Below are 20,902 nucleotides of genomic sequence, written 5' to 3'. Positions count from 1 at the left end.
TGAAAATCACCAACTTGCTCGTAAAACAACATACTTATTCATAAAATAAAAATCTGCCAATCTATAAAAAGAGTGGCAGATTTCCGTTTATTGAATACTATATTTTTTTAAAATAGAATAATCGTATAGCAGTTTTGATTAACGTTTTCCTTTAATATAAGGTGTACCAGAAGCCTTTGGAGCTCTTGCTTTTCCGATAAATCCTGCTAAAGCTAAGATTGTTAATACATAAGGTAAAATTAATAAAATTACTTCAGGTACGTCTTTAATTACTGGAATAGAAGCACCTGCAATACTTAAAGATTGTGCAAAGCCAAAGAATAGAGCTGCTCCCATAGCACCAAGTGGATGCCATTTACCGAATATCATAGCTGCAATAGCCATGAAACCTTGGCCGCTAATTGTACTTTGACTAAAGTTACCTGCTATTGCTTGTGCAAAAATCGCACCTCCAATACCGCCAAGTGCACCTGAAATCATCACAGCAATATAACGCATTTTGGATACGTTAACCCCCATTGTATCTGCTGCCATTGGGTGTTCACCTACTGCACGTAATCGCAGACCAAAAGGTGTTTTATAGATGACAAACCACGCAATGAATGCCACAACAATAGCTAATATGGAAGTTCCATACACATCCCTAAATAGCATTTTCCCTAATAGAGGAATATCTTTTAAAATAGGAATGTCAAAACGTGAAAAACGTTCTGAAATTGTATCTGTTTGACCCTTATCATATAACATTTTAACGGAGAATACTGAAACCGCTAAACCAAGCAAGTTAAGTGCAACCCCTGCAACAGTTTGATCAGCTCGGAATGAAACAGCTGCAACTGCTAAGATTAATGAAAATACAGTCCCTACAGCCATAGCTACAAGTAAACCAACCCATGGTGTAAATCCACCAAGCTCATTTGCAAATGTTAAGTTGAATACAATACTACTGAAGGCTCCAATAATCATTACACCTTCAAGACCGATGTTAACAACACCTGATCGTTCAGTGAATACACCGCCAATTGCAGTCATAATTAGCGGTGCTGCATAGTAGATGGCAGAAGGAATAATGAAATATAACACATCTAAAAAACTCATGTTATTTTTCCTCCTTTTTTTTCTTACTTAAACGTTCAAGTGCTACTCGGATGATATAACCAGATGCTACGAAGAAAATAATCAACGCAGTAACAATTGAAACAATTTCCACCGGAATACCTGCTTCGTTTGGCATATTCAAACCGCCATTTTTTAATGAACCAAACAGAATGGCTCCTAATAGAACACCAAATGGTTGGTTGGCACCAAGCAAGGCTACAGCGATTCCATCAAAACCAATTCCAGTAAATCCTGTCATCTTAGTCATGTTACCGAAAGTACCTAATGCTTCCATAGCACCACCAAGACCAGCAAACATTCCTGAAATCACCATAGCTAGAACAATGTTTTTACTTACACTCATCCCTGAGTATTCAGACGCATGTTGGTTAAATCCAACTGCTTTTAACTCAAATCCACGGGTTGTTTTCTCAAGTATGAACCACATAACAATAACAGCAAGTATGGCTATTACAAATCCCCAATGCATTCTAGAAAATTGTGTAATCGATTCAAAAAATGGTGAGCGTAGTGATGCAGATTCATGGATTTTGTCTGTTTTTTCGCCACCACCAGATAATGTTGTAATAACCGCATTAACTACATAAAGTGCAATATAGTTCATCATGATTGTAACGATAACTTCATGCACTTGTAATTTAGCTTTTAATAATCCAGGGATAAAAGCCCATAATCCACCTGCAACTGCTGCTGCAAGTAGTGCTAAAGGAATGTGAATAATTTTAGGAAGATCCACTGCATAACCAACATAAGCAGCTGCTAACCACCCTACAATTAATTGACCTTCTACACCGATATTAAATAAGCCTGTCCGGAATGCAAAAGCTACAGCTAGACCAGCAAACACATATGGTGTAATTTGACGAATGGTTTCTCCCATATTATAACTATCTCCAAAGACACCATTCCACAATGCAATATAACCATCTACAGGACTAAATCCACTGACAGACATCACAATTGCACCTACGATTAGGCCTAATAAGATAGAGACAATTGGGACAAGAAAATTTGTCATTCGTTTAGACACTATTCGTCACCTACCTTTTGCTTTTCATGAATTTGTGAATGACCAGCCATTAATAAACCTAATTCTTGTTCTGTTGTTTCATGAGGTTTTACAGTATCAATAATTTGACCATCATGAATAACCGCAATCGTATCAGAAACGTTCATAACTTCATCTAATTCAAACGAAATGAGCAATACTGCTTTCCCTTTATCACGTTGTTCAATGAGTCTCTTATGAATAAACTCAATTGCCCCCACATCAAGACCACGGGTTGGTAGTGCCGCAATAAGCAACTCTGGATCACGATCTATCTCACGACCAATAATTGCCTTTTGTTGGTTACCACCTGATAATGCACGTGCAGGAGTCATTTCACTTGGTGTACGAACGTCATATTCTTCAATAATTTTCTTGGCAATATCATTAACGTGCTTATAATCAATAATGCCTGCTTTTGAAACTGGTTGTTGATAATAAGTTTGTAATACGATATTATGACCTATCGGAAAATCTAAAACCAGACCATGTTTGTGACGGTCTTGAGGGATATGTCCAATTCCTGATTCAGTAATTTTACGTGGTTTTAACCCCGTAATATTCTTTCCTTTAAGAGTCACACTTCCGTGTTTCACTTTCCGAAGACCAGTTATAGCTTCGATTAATTCGGATTGTCCGTTACCATCAATCCCTGCAATACCCACAATTTCTCCAGCTCTAACAGAAAGATTTAAATGCTTAACTTTCTCTACTCCACGATTGTCACTTACCGTTAAATTCTCAATATTTAATACAATATCAGTAGGATGAGCTTCTGTTTTTTCTGTCTTAAATACAACTTGACGACCAACCATCATTTCTGCAAGTTGGTCAGGGTTTGTATCAGCTGTAGTAACCGTACCAATCCCTTTACCTTTACGAATAATGGTTACGCGATCTGTTACTTCCATTATTTCTTTTAATTTATGCGTAATTAAAATAATAGATTTACCTTCTTCTATCAGGCGTTTCATAATCTGCATTAATTCAAGTATCTCTTGTGGTGTAAGAGAAGCAGTTGGTTCATCAAAGATTAAAATTTCCGCACCGCGATATAATGTTTTTAAAATTTCGACACGTTGTTGCATACCAACTGAAATGTCTTCAATTTTCGCATTTGCGTCAACATTTAAACCATACTTTTCTGATAATTCTTGTACTTTTTTTGCTGCATCTCGAATATTAATCATACCTGCTGTAGTAGGTTCGCTACCTAGTATGATATTTTCTGTGACTGTAAAATTTTCAACTAACATGAAGTGTTGATGAACCATGCCTATTCCAAGAACATTTGCTTTATTCGGATCGGTAATTTTTACGTCCTTACCGTGAACTCGAATAGTACCTGCTTCTGGTTGATATAAACCAAAAAGTACGTTCATTAACGTTGATTTCCCTGCACCATTTTCTCCTAATAGTGCATGAATCTCTCCTTTTTTCAGCTGAAGAGTGATATTATCGTTTGCTACAAAATCGCCAAATTGTTTGCGAATTCCAAGCATCTCTATCACATATTCCAATGTGTTCACTCCCTTGGATACTATTTATTTTTTGTTTCAATTTAATTAACTTGGTTAAAAAAATTTACACAAGAAAGTATTTAAAGCTAATGAGTAATTAAATAATTGATAATTATCTATCATTTTACACAATCAAATAATTGATGTATGGTATGTTAATAAATACACGATTTAAATCTTTAAATACCTTCATCTATTAATTTTTTAATAGTTTAAAACATCATAAAGACCAGAAAAGGCTGATCTTTATGATGATGGTTAAAGATTATTTTTCTGGTTTCTCAGGAACTTTAATGTCACCATTAATAATTTTATCTTTGTAATCATCTATTTTCTTTTGTACGTCTGCACTGATTGCACCATGTGAATCAGCTAATGCAACACCGTCATCTTTTAAACCAAATGAAATTGTTTTACCACCAGGGAATTTGCCATCTTTAGATTGTTTAGAAATGTCTTCAGCTGCAACATCAACACGTTTTAATACTGAAGTCAAAGTAACATTTGTTTTGTCGTCTACTTTACCTTCATCGTATTGGTCACGGTCAACACCGATTACCCATACATCAGCATTTGAATCTTTTTTCTTACGTTCTTTAGCTTCTGTAAATAGACCGTTACCTGAACCACCTGCTGCATGGAAGATAATATCAGCACCAGAATCGTACATACGTTTCGCAATTGCTTGGCCTTTTGCAGCATCACTAAATGAACCTGCATATTGTACATCAACTTTAACTTTAGGATTTGCTGCTTTAGCACCAGCCACAAAACCAGCTTCGAATCCGCCAACGATGTCGCCTTCCATACCGCCGATAAAGCCGATTTTACCAGTTTTAGATTGTAGAGCAGCTGCTGCGCCTGCTAGATAAGATGCTTCGTTTGCACGGAAAATAATAGAAGCAACATTATCTTGACCTTCAACTACTGAATCAATGATTGCGATTTTAGCATTTTTTTGTTGTTCAGCTACTTCGACTACAGAATCATGTAGTTTATATCCCACGGCAAATACTAGATCAAAATTACGACGAACGAGGTTGTTAATGTTTGTAGTGAAATCACTTTCAGAAGCAGATTGAAGGTAATCATAACCACCGTCACCTTTTTCTAAACCAGTATCTTTCCCAAACTGTTGGATACCTTCCCAAGTTGATTGGTTAAATGAACGGTCATCAATACCACCAGTATCAGTTAACATTGCTACAGAAAATGTGTCTTTTCCGTTACCACTTTTTGATTCATTCGCGTTATTGTTATTACCACATGCTGCAAGTAAAGTACCTGAAGCTAGAAGTGCAGAAAGAGCTAGGCCAATTTTGCGCTTTTTCACTAGAAATCCCCCTAAAAATAATAATAATTTTTTGACATTTTGAAATAGCAGGAATGAATACATGTTTACACACGTTTTCGTACTACATGGAAGCTGAATTTATCAGCTCTAAAATAGTTACGTGAATAGAGCACCACACGATCGTTATTATCATAATGGAGCTGTTTTAAAACTAAAAGTGCTTTATCGCGACCACAATTTAATATTGGAGAAACTTGATTATGGTAACCTACAGGATCAATGAAGGTTACCGCATATTCAACATGAATCTCACCAGATTCCTCCAAAGCTGAGAAAATGGATGAATTATGTCGACTCAAGAAATCTGCTGGTAAATACTTCGCAGGTACTTGATCAACACAATATACAACCGGTTCGCCGTCTGCTGTACGCACACGTTCTATTGTTATTACAGGTTCATCAACATCGCATTGAAAGCGTTTTATATCTTCTTCATTAGGAAGCAACTCTAGTGAACTTATGTAGTTTGTTCCAGGCTGCATTCCAGCATCCTCAATCATTGAGGAAATACTTGATAATTGTTCAATTCCTGATGTAAATAAGGGTTTCGTGTTAACAAAAGTTCCTACACCATGTCTTCGAACTATAATATTTTCTTCTTCCAACAGTCTAAGTGCTTCTCGTAATGTTGCACGACTGACTCCAAGAGATTTTGATAATTCAAATTCAGAAGGTAGTTTAGTATTTTCTTTATAAACACCATCCTCAATATCCGCCTTTAATTTATCAATAACTTGAAGATAGAGATGACGATGATCCGACTTGATTGTCATTTATACCACCACCAGTAAAGATCAGACATCAGACGTAAAACATTCCTACTAATCAAGCATTACTATACCATGTTTATTTAGGTAAATAAATAACTTTCAAAAAAAACTGTATTAAAACAGAGAAAAAAATATCTCACAATTAGCAAAATAAACTTTTTTTACAATTTAAAGTAATTTTAACAAACAAAAACGAACATTTTATTTATTTCAATCAAAAATGTTCGTTTTTTTGTTTTATCGCTTCAGAAGGAAATTTCTATTGTGCTAGGCTTCCATTGCCTCTACATTAATTTAGTTAAAGCTCTTTAATAGATTCCTTCTAATAAGAGTAGCCTTCTGTGGCGAAAACAAATAGTAAATTAAAATTCAATAAATGTTCGTATATTTTTATATGTTTATATTATGAAATTGATTCATCTATCTAATTAATCTATTTTCCAATCAAAACTTCTCTTGGTTTACTTTTTTCAGCTGGTCCAACAATTCCTCTTTCCTCCATCTGATCCATTATCCGTGCTGCACGTGCGTAGCCTATTTTTAGCTTTCTTTGAAGAAATGATACTGACGCCGTATCTTGTGATGCTACTAACTGTACAGCTTCTTCGTAAAGGTCATCTGTATCATCTAAATCCTGAATTTCTTCTTCTTCAGTTGGGATCATTTCCTCTTGGTATTGGGCTTTTTGCTGTGCTATAACAAAGTCTACTATCTGTTCTACTTCCTGATCAGAAACAAATGCACCTTGTACCCGCACAGGCTTTGATTCTCCAGCCGGCAAGAATAACATATCCCCTCTACCTAAAAGACGTTCTGCACCACCCATATCAAGGATCGTTCTCGAATCAATTGCTGAGGAAACGGCAAACGCTATACGTGAAGGAATATTCGCTTTAATAATCCCCGTGATTACATCAACACTTGGTCTTTGAGTAGCAATGATTAAGTGAATCCCTGCTGCACGGGCCATTTGTGCCAATCTGGTAATTGAATCCTCAACATCACTTGAAGCAACCATCATTAAATCTGCTAATTCATCTACGATGACCACAATAAATGGCATTTTAGGATGCTTTTCTCCGTTTTCTTCATTAAATCGATCGACATGTTCATTATAACCCTCAATATTTCGAGTTCCAGTATGAGAAAAAAGATCATATCTTCTCTCCATTTCAGCTACTACCTTTTTCAATGCTTGAGAAGCTTTACGAGCATCTGTTACTACAGGAGCTAATAGGTGCGGAATCCCGTTATAAACATTCAATTCTACCATTTTCGGGTCAATCATCATCATTTTCACTTCGTGAGGCTTGGCTCTCATCAAAATACTTATAATAATTCCGTTAATACAAACAGATTTCCCACTTCCTGTCGACCCAGCAACAAGTAAATGTGGCATTTTGTTCAACTTTGCTAGTTTTGCCTCACCGGTAATATCTCTTCCTAACCCAATTAATAGTTTTTCATCAGGTCTATTATTTTCTTTAGATTCCAGAACTTCCCTCAAGCTAACAATAGCAACTTCTTTATTTGGTACCTCTATACCTACTGCAGATTTCCCTGGGATTGGTGCTTCAATTCGAATATCTTTAGCTGCCAGCGCTAATGCTAAGTCATCTTGAAGCCCCACAATTTTGCTAACTTTGACACCACGATCGGGCAAAACTTCGTATTCAGTAACAGCTGGTCCTAAATGCACTTGCGTTACGGTCGCTTTTACACCAAAAGATTGGAAAGTTTGTTCTAATTTACGTGCGTTATCTTGAATAATTTCAAATTCACCACTTTGATCTGTATGTGGTGGTAGTCTCAAATTATTCATAGATGGTAATTGATACGCTTCATTTTCTACCACATCTAATGTATCAATTGGTGGATGATCTACGTCTTGATGTGTATTGTCCTCTTCGGTAGTAGTCTGATCCGGTTCCTCAAGTTCTTGATGAACTCTTTGTGTAAACGCAGAAATAATAGGTTCTCTTCGCTCTTCTACCGGCATTGCCTCTATTTCTGTTGCAGCATGATGCTCTTCTTCATGAGTAGATACTTCTTGTTGATCATTTTTTCTGCTTTTACGATTATTATCCTTATTATTAGAAGCCTTCTTCTTTTTTGCTTCTTTACGCCGACTTACTGATTGATTTGATTCCTCTTTCATTTCAGAAATTGATTTTGTAATTGATGGCCACACACTTACTAAGTATGGAATCAATGCCTTACCTGAAATTAACACAATCCCTATAAGGACCATTAACCAACCAGCTATTTTCGCACCTGCGGAGTCAAATAGTGCATAGAAACATGCAAATAGTATGGAGCCAATTATGCCTCCTCCTAGTGCATTGCTATGATTCTTAATCCCATCACTAGTAATTAAAATACGCCAAGTCTCTCTTAATACAGAGTTACTTTGTATTTCATTTCCTTCAAACAATTGTTCAAACAATGCAATATGACTAAAAAGGGTAAGTCCCCCAGTAATCAATAAACACCCTAAAATTAATCTATTCTTGAAATTAGGAATTGTACGTTTTACCATTAATAATATTGCACTCACAACTAGTAAAAATGGAACAACAACGGCCCAGTTACCAAACAAAAACAACGCTAATCCTTGAAGTAATCTCCCAACAATTCCATATTCAAAAAATATGACGATAGAAAAGCCGATTAATATTAGACCAATAATTTCATATCTCAACGGATATTCTTTCTTTGATTTGGATGTTGTTGTTTTTTTTGTTTTAGCTGGTTTCTTTTTTGCTACTGCCATTTTTCCACCTACTTTCATTGACATATTATGTATAATTTCATTTCGAAATAATTTTGTTATCTTCTAATTTGAAAGGAAAAAAGGATTTCCTACCATGAGAGAGGTTAGGAAATCCTTTTTGTCCGCTTAACGCTAATATTCCATAATAATCGGGATAATCATTGGGCGGCGTTTTGTTTTTTGGAATAAATAAGAGTTTAGCGTGTCACGGATTTCTTGTTTTATGTTTGTCCATTCATAAGAGCCTTTATTCACATACTTTTCGACAACTACTTTTACTAGTTCTGAAGATTCGCTTAATAGTTCTTCAGATTCTCTCACATAAACAAATCCACGTGATAATATTTCCGGTCCTGAAGCAATCTTTTTCATTTGACGATTAATTGTTACAACAACGATGAAAATTCCATCTTGGCTTAGTAATTTACGATCACGTAATACAATATTTCCAACATCACCGACACCAATACCGTCAATCAGGACGTTACCAGCAGTTACTCGACCACTCATTCGCATTTTACCGCCTTTATATTCGACGATATCTCCTTTATCTGCGATAAAAATTTGAGATTTAGAAAGACCAGTTTGTTGAGCTAATTTAGAATGAGCGATTAGGCTACGGTATTCGCCTTGTATTGGGATAAAGTATTTAGGTTTCATAAGATTTAACATCAATTTCAAATCTTCTTGAGATCCATGTCCTGATACATGTACCTTCGTATCAGCTGATAATACTTTAGCACCTGCTTTTGCAAGGCTATTCATCGTATCAGCTATTTGAACTTCCATTCCGGGTGAAGGTGTAAATGTTATGAGAATTGTATCTGATGATTTAATACGGATATCGCGGTGGTGTTTACGGATAATTTTTTCTAATCCTTCTAGTGGTTCACCTTGATTTCCTGTAATAATTGCTACTATTTCTTCATCTCGATAGTTGTTAATTTTACTAATAGGAATGATTCGATCCGGATCAACAGACAGATATCCTAATCGCATACCTATTTCAAATACATGCTCCAAACTACGACCAACTACAACAATTTTACGATCCGCAGCAGTTGCTTGGTCAAACACTTGTTGAATGCGTATAAAATTCGATGCATAAAGGGCTACTAATATTCTACCTTCCGCATGATGGAATGTATGAGCTAATTTTTCCTTTACTACATTTTCAGGGATTGTATATCCTGGGCGTTCTGCTTCAGTTGAATCAGACATTAAGATAAAGACGCCTTCTTCACCTAAATTAGCCATTTTTGCTATATCAGGTTTATATTTACCTTGAGCAGACTGATCGAATTTAAACTCACCTGTGTGGACAATAGCTCCTTCAGAAGTATGGAAAGCAATGCCTAAAGAATCTGGAATACTATGTGTTGTATGGAAAAACGTCACATATGTAGATTGGAAATTCATACGACTTTTGCTTGTTACTTCAAAAAATTTAACAGGATATGGTGCTGGTAAATCTTTTAAATGTTCTTTAGCTAATGCTATTGTCAATTTAGAACCATATACAGGTGCACTCACTTTTTGTAGAAGATATGCTATAGAACCGATCGCATCTTCATGACCATGTGTAAGGAAGATCCCTTTTACACGTGTTTTGTTTTCTTCTAAGTACGACATATCAGGAATAACGTAATCTATTCCTAACATTTCATCCTCAGGAAACATTAGTCCACTATCTACGACAAAAAGCTCTTCATCGATTTCAACGACATACATAGCCTTGCCAATTTCACTAACGCCACCTAATGGAATGACGCGAATAACTTCATTTTTTGTTTTTGCCACTTGTCTTCCTCCTAAAATAATCCCGAACACAAACCACTTACTCTCATTATATCTGTAGTTGAGAGTTTTCACAAACAAAAAAAAGAATGGACGATTCCGCCCATTCAAAATCTTATTTAAAACTGTTTTTGCTTTTCCAAATATTCTTCCCATATACAATCAAACGCTGACTTTTCTTTATCTGTAAGAGCCACAATTGGTAGTCTTACAGTGTCAGTGCCGATTCCCAATTTACTTAGTGCATATTTTAAGGTGGATGGGCTTGGAGTTGCAAATAGTCCACGAATTAATGGCAGTAACGCCTGATGGATTGTAGCTGACTCAGCATGTCTTCCGTTTTTAAATGCATGAATCATTCTCTGCATATCGTTACCTACGATATGTGATGCAACAGAAACAATTCCTGAACCGCCAATTGCTAAAAGTGGTAGTGTTAATCCATCATCTCCGGAATACACTTTAAAGCCATGTGGAGAACTTGCTAAGATTTCAGTCATTTGGTCAAGATTACCACTTGCCTCTTTCACAATTTTGATGTTCGGAACCCTACTCAATTCAATTATTGTTTGTGGAAGGATATTAACGATTGAGCGTCCTGGAATGTTATATACCATAATCGGCAATGAAGTGGATTTTGCTATAGTTGCAAAATGAGTATACAAGCCTAGCTGACTAGGCTTGTTATAATATGGTGCTACTAACATAATGCCATCAACACCTGCTGATTCTGCTTCTTTTGTGAGGTCTATTGAATTTTGTGTATTATTGCTGCCTGTTCCTGCAATGACTGGAATTCTTTTATCAACTGTTTTCACAACAAATTGAAATAAATTAACCTTTTCTTCATGGGATAATGTTGGTGATTCCCCTGTCGTACCACAAACTACTATCGAATCAGTACCATTCGATATTAAATGTTCAACTAATTCTGAAACCATAGGATAGTGGATTGAGCCATTTTCATGGAAAGGAGTAATCATCGCAGTAGCAATATTACCAATATCCATTTGTAGTGCCTCCTTAGATTAATCCATCTTCAATCATTCTTTCTGCAATTTGAATTGAATTTAATGCTGCACCTTTTAGTAAATTGTCTGATACAACCCAAAGATGGAATGCATTATCTTTTGTTAAATCTTTACGAATACGTCCTACAAACACTGCATCTTCACCCTCAGCGAAAATTGGCATTGGGTAAACTTGTGATGTAATATCATCTTGCACAATGACACCCGGTGCATTTTGCAATACTTTAATTAAATCTTCAACAGTTACACCTGTTTGATCGATTTCAATATATACAGACTCAGAATGTCCAGCTACTACTGGTACACGAACACAAGTTGCTGCCACTGGAAGTTCTTTTGCATGCATGATTTTCTTTGTCTCATTAATCATTTTCATCTCTTCGTATGTGAATCCATTTTCAGTGAAGACATCAATTTGTGGAATCACATTACGAGCGATCGGATAGTGTTTTTTATCACCTTTTACTGGTAAAATGTTTGCCTCAACATGTTGTGGATCATCAAAATGTAAACTTTGTTCTTTTAGCTCTTCGATTGCACTGATTCCTGATCCAGACACAGCTTGATATGTAGAGACGATTACGTTTTTCAATCCATAGCTTTGTCGAATTGGTTCTAGTGCTGCAACCATTTGAATAGTAGAACAGTTTGGATTTGCAATAATCCCTTTGTGCTCTTTCAAATCTTGTGGATTTACTTCCGGTACAACTAAAGGAACTTCTGGATCCATGCGAAATGCACTTGTATTATCAATTACAACTGCCCCACGTTCTGCTGCAGCAGGTGCTAATGCTTTTGAAACTGAACCTCCAGCACTGAATAATGCAAAGTCTACACCCTCAAATGCTTCAGGAGTAGCCTCTTCAATTGTGTATGTTTGACCATTAAAAGTTAGTTCCTTACCAGCAGAACGTTTTGATGCTAGTAACTTCAATTTTCCAATAGGAAACTCACGCTTTGCAAGTTGCTCCATCATTTTTGTACCAACTGCTCCTGTAGCTCCTACAACTGCTACTGTATATTCTTTAGCCATCATACATCTCTCCTCAACTCTTCATTAGATAATGGCGCTATTGTATCATAATTTACAAAGTTTTTGTATAATAATTTAATTATTTTGTATATTGGATTATCAGTGGCTGTAATTGTTTCTTTTCTAAAGAGGCAACAACGGTAGGTAATAATTGTGTAAAATCAGAAATTAATGAATTAGGTTTACTAATCGGATCGTCTTGCCCAAATGGTATAAAGAAAATATTCTTTGTGTTAATCAACTTCATAACGTTTACCCCGTTTAGCCCAAGTGCATCATTTGTAGAAATCCCCAATACAACTGGGCTACCATTTCGTAAGGTAGCTTTCGCAGCCATTAATACAGCAGAGTCAGTTGCTGCATTTGCAAATCTGCTTATCGAGTTTCCAGTCATTGGAGCAATAACCATACAATCAAGCGGATTCGATGGTCCAAATGGTTCTGCCTCTACGATACTCTTAACTACTTTATGCCCAGCTAATTCTTCTATTTTTTCAATCCACTCTTCACCTGTGCCAAAGCGAGTCGCTGCCGTTAATACTGAGTTTGTAATAATTGGCACTACGGTAGCACCTTGTTCTGTTAATGTTGTAATTTTAGGAACTACATCTCCGTAAGTACAATGTGATGCCGTAATACCAAGTCCAATTCGTTTTCCTTCTAACATTGTTATCCCTCTCTTAATTCGTTATTTTTACGAACGATGACTTGTGCTAAAAGATTTGCTGCGTCCTGAGGATAGTATTTCCCAGGCAAACCTGGTAGTAATTTATAATTTACAGAAGAATAATCCTCTAAATTTAAGCATCCTGGTGCAGATGCCAAATCAAAGATTCTCACTTCATGATCAATTAATACATTAAATTCTTCGGTCAACCACTTATTTGGAATAGTGTTGATTAGGTAATACGATTGCTTCATGTTTTCAGGTAATAACTGTGAAGCAACATACCCATACGCGATTGCTTCTTGAATTTGACTATTTGAACGTGCTAGGATATGAACATTTGCCCCTAATCTGTGTAGCATATATGCAAGCATTTTCGCTACACGTCCAAATCCTGTTATATAAAAAGACTTACCATAAATAGATGATTTTTCAAGTTCATAAAATGCACAAACCATTCCCTCAGCTGTTAGTCTCGCATTTAACCAAATATATGACTCATCTTGTAAATAGTAAATGATGCGCTCTTCATTTAGGTATTGTAACTCTTGTTGTAGCGTTTGATTGCTTTTCCCGACAAATATCGCAGTATTACTAGGCAATTCTTTAAAAGCGTATTTTGGCAATTCTACAGCATGTATAGGAAGTACAATTCGTTGAGGCTTCTCTTTCGTTACAATTTTTTGAATTTCATCATTCCATTGATCTGAATATTTATAAATTACATTCTCAAAGTTCTGAGAAAGTTGTAATGCTAACTCCTTAAATCGCAAATCTTTTCCCAGTATTAACCATGTTTCATTCGTCATTTTATATACCCCGAAGATAACGGCTGTGTATTATGAAATAATATGCGGTCTTCCCCAATTAACGATATTTCAGTCCATGGAATGAAAGATTGGGTTTTCGCTTCTTTTGATTGAAAAGGTAAGCGATATCCTTTATTTACTAATTCAAAACCATAAATTTGACCTGTTTGAGCATTAATCAAGCACTCAGTTTCAGCAAGTAAACCACACCGAACTCCATCTTTAATCTGGATTAACTCTTTGTCAGCAAGCTCCGATAAGAGCATTCAATCCCTCCTTTTTTCCCGTATTAACAGTGTATGACGCCCAAGCTTTTCCCGTGCATAAAAAAGCTAAGGAGATAAGACTATATCCCCTTAGCTGGTTGTATAACAGATCTTGCATATGGTTTTGTCAAAATTCCTTGAATGATTTGATTTACACTGACTTCGTTAACATCGCTTAGTTCTTGTAACGTTTGTTCTACAGTCTTTTCTTTACCATATATTAACTCATTTTTAGCATTGTGGTTCATAAAATCATTTGAAGTTTCAAGGCCTAATAATAAATTACTTTCTAATTGTTCTTTGGCATATTGAATTTCTATATTTGATACCCCATTAGTAACTAATTGATCAGTGATTTGAAGTATTGTTTCTTCAAGTTCTGAAAGCTTTTCTGGTGAAGTACCTCCATAAATCATAAAAGCTCCAGCATTTTCATAGGAAGAATAGTAGGAAAAAATGGAATAAGCTAATGCTTTTTCTTCTCTTACTTTCTGAAATAACCTTGAAGATGTCGTATCCCCCAAAATATTGTTAAGTACAAGTAAGCTCATAAGATTTGGATCATTAATTGTCAAACCCTCAAAGCCTAAAGCAAGATGAGATTGTTCTGTATTACTTTCTTTTTTCACTTTTCCTGGGATAAATAAAGGATTAGCTATATGTAAAGACTTTTGTTGCTGATTTGTTCTTGTAAATTGGCCAAAAAGAGAAATCACTTGATTAACTAATTTATTCGATATATTCCCTGCAATAGAAATCACTACTTTATCTGGGGTATAATGCTCATTCATATATGCTTCGATTTTTTCTTTTGTAAAAGTAGTCAGTGTCTCTTCTGTACCTAAAATTGGAGCTCCCATTGGATGATTTGGATACATGGCACTCCAAAGGCGTTCATCTACATCATCATCTGGTGTATCTTCTACCATTGCCATCTCTTCAAAAATTACTTGTCGTTCTTTCTCAATTTCTGATTCTTCAAATTTAGAATTAAAGAACATATCAGCTAGAATAGTAATGGCTTCTTTTGCATGTTGGTCTAATGTAACAGCATAGTAGCAGGTATTTTCTTTTGAAGTGAAAGCATTTAACTGACCACCCATTCGATCAAAAGATTCTGCAATTTCTTTTGCTGTTCTACTGTATGTACCTTTAAAAAGCATATGTTCTATAAAATGTGTAATCCCATTTTCCTCTGTGCACTCATTGGAAGAACCTACATTTACCCATATCCCCATAGATACAGAACGTACATATGGTAATTTTTCTACTAAAATCCGAACGCCATTTTGGCAAACATGTTTTGTAACCAATCAGTTTCCTCCTTATGTAAAAAAGGTTGCCCGAATTAACATGGACAACCCTGGTTGTTTTTAAATGTGAGCCTTTTTACAAATTCATATTGAAGTATATGCTAGAACAAATCAGCTTACACCTATATTTCTTTGTATTGTAGGCAATTGCTTTTCGCCTGTTCGAACAAATTATCCTAAATCGCTTTGATATTAGTTTTCTTCTGCACGTTCTTTTTCTTCTTTAAGTACAACTTTGCGTGATAAGTTAACGCGACCTTGGTGATCGATTTCAATCACTTTAACCAATACCTCATCACCCAATTTTAAGACATCTTCAACAGCTTTTGTACGTTCTTCCTGAATTTCAGAGATATGAAGTAAGCCGTCTTTTCCAGGGAAAATTTCAAGGAATGCGCCGAATTTTTCAATTCGTTTTACTTTCCCCATATAATATTCGCCTACTTTTGCTTCGCGAACAATATTTTCAATAATTTCTTTTGCACGGTTAATCATCGTTTCATCAGAAGATGAGATGAAAATTGTACCATCTTGTTCAGTATCTATTTTCACGCCAGTTTCTTCGATGATTTTGTTAATTTGTTTACCACCAGGTCCGATAACATCACGGATTTTATCTGGATTGATATGGATACTCTTGATTTTTGGTGCATAAGTTGATAAATGATTACGAGGCCCAGAAATTGTTGCAAGCATTGAGTCAAGAATAATCATGCGACCGCGTTTTGCTTGTACCAACGCTTCATGTAAGATTTCACGAGATAAGCCATCAATTTTAATATCCATTTGAAGTGCAGTAACACCTTTAGCTGTACCTGCAACTTTAAAGTCCATATCACCAAGGTGGTCTTCCATCCCTTGAATATCAGTTAAAATGGAGTAATAATCTCCTTTTTTCACAAGTCCCATCGCAATACCAGCTACTGGCGCTTTAATTGGTACACCTGCATCCATAAGTGCTAAGCATGATCCACAAATACTTGCTTGTGAAGTTGAACCATTTGATTCTAAAACTTCTGATACGCAACGGATTGTATATGGGAAGTCTTTTTCATCAGGAATGATCGCTGATAGAGCACGTTCGCCTAAAGCACCATGACCGATTTCACGGCGACCTGGTCCACGCATAGGTCCTGTTTCACCAACTGAGAATTGTGGGAAGTTGTAATGATGCATAAAGCGTTTAGATTCTTCTACACCAAGACCATCGATAATTTGAACATCACTCAATGAACCTAATGTACAAATTGATAATGCTTGTGTTTGTCCACGAGTAAATAAACCTGAACCATGAGCACGTGGTAATAGACCTACTTCAGATGATAATGGACGAATTTCATCTAATTTACGACCATCTGGACGAATTTTTTCTTCAGTGATTAAACGACGAACTTCCTCTTTAACCATTTTATCTAAAATTTGTGAAACTTGTTTTAATGTATCTTCGTCTGCTTCTTGTTCTTCATATTTTGCAACGACTTCAGCTTTTACCGACTCAATCGCTTCGTCTCGTGCATGTTTTTCATGTGTTTGGATTGCTGCAACCATTTTTTCTTCATATTCGGCTGTGATTACTTCTGTTAACTCAGCATCTAATTCGTGAAGAGTTACTTCAATCTTTTCTTTACCAGCTTGTGCTGTTACTTCTTCTTGGAATGCGATTAGTTTTTTGATTTCTTCATGACCAAACATGATTGCTTCAAGCATTGTTTCTTCCGGAACTTCTAGAGCACCTGCTTCAACCATGTTAATCGCATCTTTTGTACCTGCAACTGTTAAATTGATTGTTGAATCCTTCCATTGTTCAACTGTTGGGTTAACGATGAATTTATCGTTTATCATACCAACTTGAACGCCGGCAATCGGACCATCAAATGGAATATCAGAAACCATTAGTGCAAGAGATGAACCAACCATTGCTGCCATTTCTGTACTACAATCTGGATCTGCTGACATTACCATAGAAATAACTTGTACTTCATTTCTGAATCCATCAGGGAAAAGTGGACGGATTGGACGATCGATTAAGCGCGATGTAAGCACTGCTTTTTCAGATGGTCGGCCTTCTCGTTTAATAAACCCACCTGGGATTTTACCTGCAGCATATAGCTTTTCTTCATAGTTCACTGTCAATGGGAAGAAGTCTGTTTGTTTCGCTTGTTTTGACATCGTTGCATTACATAATACAGCAGTTTCCCCGTAGCGGACCATAACGGCTCCATTTGCTTGTTTTGCGAGCTGCCCGACTTCAACTTGTAAAGGTCGCCCTGCCCATTCGTAGGTAAATACCTGTTTCTCGTTCATATACTGAACTCCTCTCTTAAAAAGAAAACCTGATCACGTATGTGATTATGTTATGTAGTTACTTGTAGTTTATCAAAAATATTTATGCATTGCGAAACATTTCTTTATTCATTAGTTTCAATTATAAATTAGGAGGGTTTATTTATTAAAACATAAAGAAAAAGCGGGACAAGCCCGCTTTCGAAAAGTGCATTTTATCGACGTAAGCCGAGTTTTGTAATGATTTCACGGTAGCGTTGTACGTCATTTTCACGTAAGTATTTTAATAAGTTACGACGACGTCCGACCATTTTGAATAAACCGCGACGAGAGTGGTGGTCTTTTTTGTGAACACGTAAATGTTCGTTTAAGTTGTTAATCTCTTCTGTAAGAACAGCGATTTGAACTTCTGGTGAACCAGTATCACTTTCGTGTGTACGGAATTCAGCAATGATCTCATTTTTACGTTCTTGTGTAAGTGCCATCCGTTTCACCTCCTAAATTAAAATATCCCCAATTACTGAGCTACTCGTTGGTGATTCGATGTGCCAAGTAATGGTTAAGTGACCTTTTATACAAGTCACTCTAAAAATATTAACACAAAGCTTTATCTCATGCAACTATATTTAATTGGACTAACAGTGACTCAAATATTCTAGTGCATGTAGTTTATCTAATTCAATTTGCGCTTTTAATGATTCAATACCATCGAATTTTTTTTCACCACGAATGTACTTGTACCAATCAACTTTTACTTCTTCACCATAAATGTTTTTGTCAAAATTATTGATAAATACTTCTATTGTTAAATTCTTTTCATCAGGGCTTTTAAAGGTAGGTTTATATCCTACATTGCATACACCATCATGCCACTTATTTTGCACTTCTATGCGAACTGCATAAACACCTGTTGCAGGTATGAAGGATCCTTCTGCTTCTTGTACATTTGCTGTAGGAAAGCCAATTTGTCTTCCGCGCTTATCGCCATGTACTACTATTCCTGGTATTTGATATGGTCGTCCAAGAAACTCTCGAACTTGCTCCATATCCCCTTCTTTTAATGCATGACGAATACGAGTTGAGCTTATTTTCTCTGAGGCTAGTTGTTGCTTTTCTACAACTGACACTCCATAATCGCCATTGCTCATTCCCTCAAAATCCTTCATCGTTCCGCTTCCCTTCACTCCAAATGTAAAATCAAATCCGGCAGTTACATGTTGAACATTTAAATTTCGGATAAATACATCTACAAATTGTTGTGGACTTAATTTTGCAAAATCAGATGTAAAACGCACAACAAAAACTGTATCTATTTGTAGTTCTTTTAGTATCTCAAGTTTTTGTTTTAATGGCGTAATATAAAATACTTGCTCTTTTCGCTGACCTAATACAATTGATGGATGTGGATCAAACGTCATTACTGCAAGCTTTGACTTTTTGTCTTTTGCAATTTTTTTTGCTTCTTCAATAACAGCTTGATGTCCAAGATGTACGCCATCAAAAAATCCAATTGCTAAAGAATATGGTCCATTAATTTCATGTGAACTAATTTGATGAGGGTACATCAGTTGAATGACTTTCATGCGACTGCCTCCTAATCAACTTTCGGGAACATTTTTTCTGGCTTCATAAATCCCTTTTTATCCGGATGCTGGACATAAACCGCAACCGCTTTGTTATTTTCCATATAAACTATTTTATCATGTTCTTTAAGATAAGGATGACTTGGTAGCACTTGACCATTCGTAATTTTTTTATGAGTATCTAAAGTAATTTCTATTTTAGGGAAATCAATCAGTGCATACTCTAATGGTTTAATGCATTCTTCTAAATGATTGCTAGTTGCTAATTCTTGTAATTTCTCTAATGTGACACAATCCTCTTTTGTAAAAGTACCAGATTTTGTACGAATTAAAGATGCCATATGAGCTGGATATCCAAGTGCTTCACCGATTTGAACAGCTAATGTACGAATATATGTCCCTTTACTACATGCTATACGAACTGGAAAGTTAATCGTCTTGCCTTCATAGACTTCGTCATCACTCAATAATTCTATCGAGTAAATTGTAATTTGGCGAGTAGGTCGCTCCACGGTTTCACCATTTCTAGCGTATTCATATAATTTTCGACCATTAACCTTCACTGCTGAAAACATTGGTGGTGTTTGAGAAATAACACCAGTTAATGATTTTAGAGCTCCTAGAATTTGCGCACGGGTAAGGCGCTTTTCTGATGAATCTTCTTCAACCACTTCACCCTCAGCATCTTCTGTGGTTGTAGCAGTTCCGATTTCTATTATTGCTTCATATACTTTACCAGCATTAGTTAAGTATTCGGCCAGCCTTGTTGCATTACCAATACAAATGGGTAAAACGCCTTCAACACCAGGGTCTAATGTACCTGTATGCCCTACTTTCTTAGTATGTAGGATTTTACGGATTTTAAAAACACAATCATGAGAGGTCATGCCTCTTTCTTTCCATAATGGGAGAATGCCATGCTGCATGCATGTTCACTCCTTTGCTTAAAATAAGATTTTTTAATAGCTCTTTTAGCACTTTAATCGCTCTGTCGAAAGCTAAAAAGATGTGCATCTGTCAGGCCTTCCAGTTCTTGTCGGGGGCCCACAGGATGTGGGTCAGATAGCCGTTGTGACATGATGTCACGCTTTTAGGCTATCTTCCTTTTAACGGGCACGTTTCACTTTATATTAGAAAAAGCCTGCAAATTTTTATCTGCAGGCTTTTTGATTATTGTTCTTGCGAATCGTTAAGTTGACGTAACAATGTGTCAATTCGATTACCGTACTCAACAGATGAGTCAAACTCAAATGTAATTTCTGGTGTTATTCGTAAACGAATACGATGGCTAATTTCAGAACGAATAAAGCCTTTTGCTTTTTCGAGACCTTTCATCGTATCTTGACGTTCTCTTTCTGTACCTAAACAAGTAATATAGACTGTTGCTTGTTGTAGATCTCCTGTTACATCTACATCTGTTACAGTTACAAATCCAACTCTTGGATCTTTTAGCTTACGACTAATAACATCAGCAAGTTCTTTTTTCATTTGTTCTGCAACACGGTTTGAACGCATTGACATATCGATTCACCTCTT

Annotated in this window: 18 protein-coding genes; all 18 read right to left on the bottom strand. The window is 36.1% G+C overall.

Going from position 1 to position 20,902, the window contains the following annotated elements:
• Window positions 1-138 precede the first annotated feature (138 nt).
• The 18 genes from ACWV26_RS04945 to rbfA all read right to left on the bottom strand — a co-directional run bounded on the left by ACWV26_RS04945 (window position 139) and on the right by rbfA (window position 20,887).
• Entirely contained in the window at window positions 139-1,098 is a 960-nt protein-coding gene (locus ACWV26_RS04945; RefSeq protein ID WP_455897264.1) for an ABC transporter permease, read from the bottom strand.
• A gap of 1 nt (window position 1,099) precedes the next feature.
• Window positions 1,100-2,149, bottom strand: a complete 1,050-nt coding sequence (locus tag ACWV26_RS04940; protein ID WP_455897263.1) for an ABC transporter permease — start codon at window positions 2,147-2,149, stop codon at window positions 1,100-1,102.
• On the bottom strand, window positions 2,149-3,687 hold the full coding sequence (locus tag ACWV26_RS04935; RefSeq protein WP_455897262.1) for an ABC transporter ATP-binding protein: 1,539 nt from the start codon (window positions 3,685-3,687) through the stop codon (window positions 2,149-2,151). The genes ACWV26_RS04940 and ACWV26_RS04935 overlap by 1 nt, the downstream gene beginning before the upstream one ends.
• Window positions 3,688-3,952: 265 nt before the next feature.
• Window positions 3,953-5,020 (bottom strand): BMP family lipoprotein, encoded by a 1,068-nt coding sequence (locus ACWV26_RS04930; protein ID WP_455897261.1) that lies wholly within the window; start codon window positions 5,018-5,020, stop codon window positions 3,953-3,955.
• A 65-nt stretch (window positions 5,021-5,085) separates the two neighbouring features.
• Window positions 5,086-5,814, bottom strand: a complete 729-nt coding sequence (locus ACWV26_RS04925; RefSeq protein ID WP_455897260.1) for a GntR family transcriptional regulator — start codon at window positions 5,812-5,814, stop codon at window positions 5,086-5,088.
• Window positions 5,815-6,244: 430 nt separating this feature from the next.
• Window positions 6,245-8,584: a DNA translocase FtsK gene (locus ACWV26_RS04920; protein WP_455897259.1), complete on the bottom strand. Its 2,340-nt coding sequence runs from the start codon at window positions 8,582-8,584 to the stop codon at window positions 6,245-6,247.
• 132 nt (window positions 8,585-8,716) lie between these two features.
• On the bottom strand, window positions 8,717-10,384 hold the full coding sequence (locus ACWV26_RS04915) for a ribonuclease J (RefSeq protein WP_455897258.1): 1,668 nt from the start codon (window positions 10,382-10,384) through the stop codon (window positions 8,717-8,719).
• Window positions 10,385-10,500: 116 nt separating this feature from the next.
• Window positions 10,501-11,391 carry a 4-hydroxy-tetrahydrodipicolinate synthase gene (gene dapA, locus ACWV26_RS04910; RefSeq protein ID WP_455897257.1) on the bottom strand — a complete coding sequence of 297 codons (891 nt, stop codon included), beginning with the start codon at window positions 11,389-11,391 and terminating at the stop codon, window positions 10,501-10,503.
• 13 nt (window positions 11,392-11,404) lie between these two features.
• Window positions 11,405-12,445 (bottom strand): aspartate-semialdehyde dehydrogenase, encoded by a 1,041-nt coding sequence (locus ACWV26_RS04905; protein ID WP_455897256.1) that lies wholly within the window; start codon window positions 12,443-12,445, stop codon window positions 11,405-11,407.
• A gap of 79 nt (window positions 12,446-12,524) precedes the next feature.
• A complete protein-coding gene (locus tag ACWV26_RS04900; protein WP_455897255.1) occupies window positions 12,525-13,112 on the bottom strand; it encodes a dipicolinate synthase subunit B in 588 nt (195 codons plus the stop codon).
• Between the two features lie 2 nt (window positions 13,113-13,114).
• Window positions 13,115-13,921: an NAD(P)-dependent oxidoreductase gene (locus ACWV26_RS04895; protein WP_455897254.1), complete on the bottom strand. Its 807-nt coding sequence runs from the start codon at window positions 13,919-13,921 to the stop codon at window positions 13,115-13,117.
• The gene (locus ACWV26_RS04890; protein ID WP_455897253.1) at window positions 13,918-14,187 is read right to left on the bottom strand and encodes a YlmC/YmxH family sporulation protein; all 270 of its coding nucleotides are present in this window, start codon (window positions 14,185-14,187) and stop codon (window positions 13,918-13,920) included. The genes ACWV26_RS04895 and ACWV26_RS04890 overlap by 4 nt, the downstream gene beginning before the upstream one ends.
• A gap of 80 nt (window positions 14,188-14,267) precedes the next feature.
• Complete coding sequence (locus tag ACWV26_RS04885) at window positions 14,268-15,500, bottom strand: M16 family metallopeptidase (RefSeq protein ID WP_455897252.1); 1,233 nt, start codon at window positions 15,498-15,500, stop codon at window positions 14,268-14,270.
• A 192-nt stretch (window positions 15,501-15,692) separates the two neighbouring features.
• Complete coding sequence (gene pnp, locus ACWV26_RS04880) at window positions 15,693-17,804, bottom strand: polyribonucleotide nucleotidyltransferase (RefSeq protein ID WP_455897251.1); 2,112 nt, start codon at window positions 17,802-17,804, stop codon at window positions 15,693-15,695.
• A gap of 194 nt (window positions 17,805-17,998) precedes the next feature.
• A complete protein-coding gene (gene rpsO / locus ACWV26_RS04875) occupies window positions 17,999-18,268 on the bottom strand; it encodes a 30S ribosomal protein S15 (RefSeq protein WP_455897250.1) in 270 nt (89 codons plus the stop codon).
• A 150-nt stretch (window positions 18,269-18,418) separates the two neighbouring features.
• Window positions 18,419-19,366 carry a bifunctional riboflavin kinase/FAD synthetase gene (locus tag ACWV26_RS04870; RefSeq protein ID WP_455897249.1) on the bottom strand — a complete coding sequence of 316 codons (948 nt, stop codon included), beginning with the start codon at window positions 19,364-19,366 and terminating at the stop codon, window positions 18,419-18,421.
• 11 nt (window positions 19,367-19,377) lie between these two features.
• A complete protein-coding gene (gene truB, locus ACWV26_RS04865; RefSeq protein ID WP_455897248.1) occupies window positions 19,378-20,292 on the bottom strand; it encodes a tRNA pseudouridine(55) synthase TruB in 915 nt (304 codons plus the stop codon).
• 244 nt (window positions 20,293-20,536) lie between these two features.
• On the bottom strand, window positions 20,537-20,887 hold the full coding sequence (gene rbfA / locus ACWV26_RS04860; RefSeq protein ID WP_455897247.1) for a 30S ribosome-binding factor RbfA: 351 nt from the start codon (window positions 20,885-20,887) through the stop codon (window positions 20,537-20,539).
• Window positions 20,888-20,902: the final 15 nt, after the last annotated feature.

It is taken from the genome of Rummeliibacillus sp. JY-2-4R, assembly GCF_053847205.1.
The sequence above is the reverse complement of the archived record's forward strand: the minus strand, read 5'-3'. Positions and strand labels throughout refer to the sequence as shown.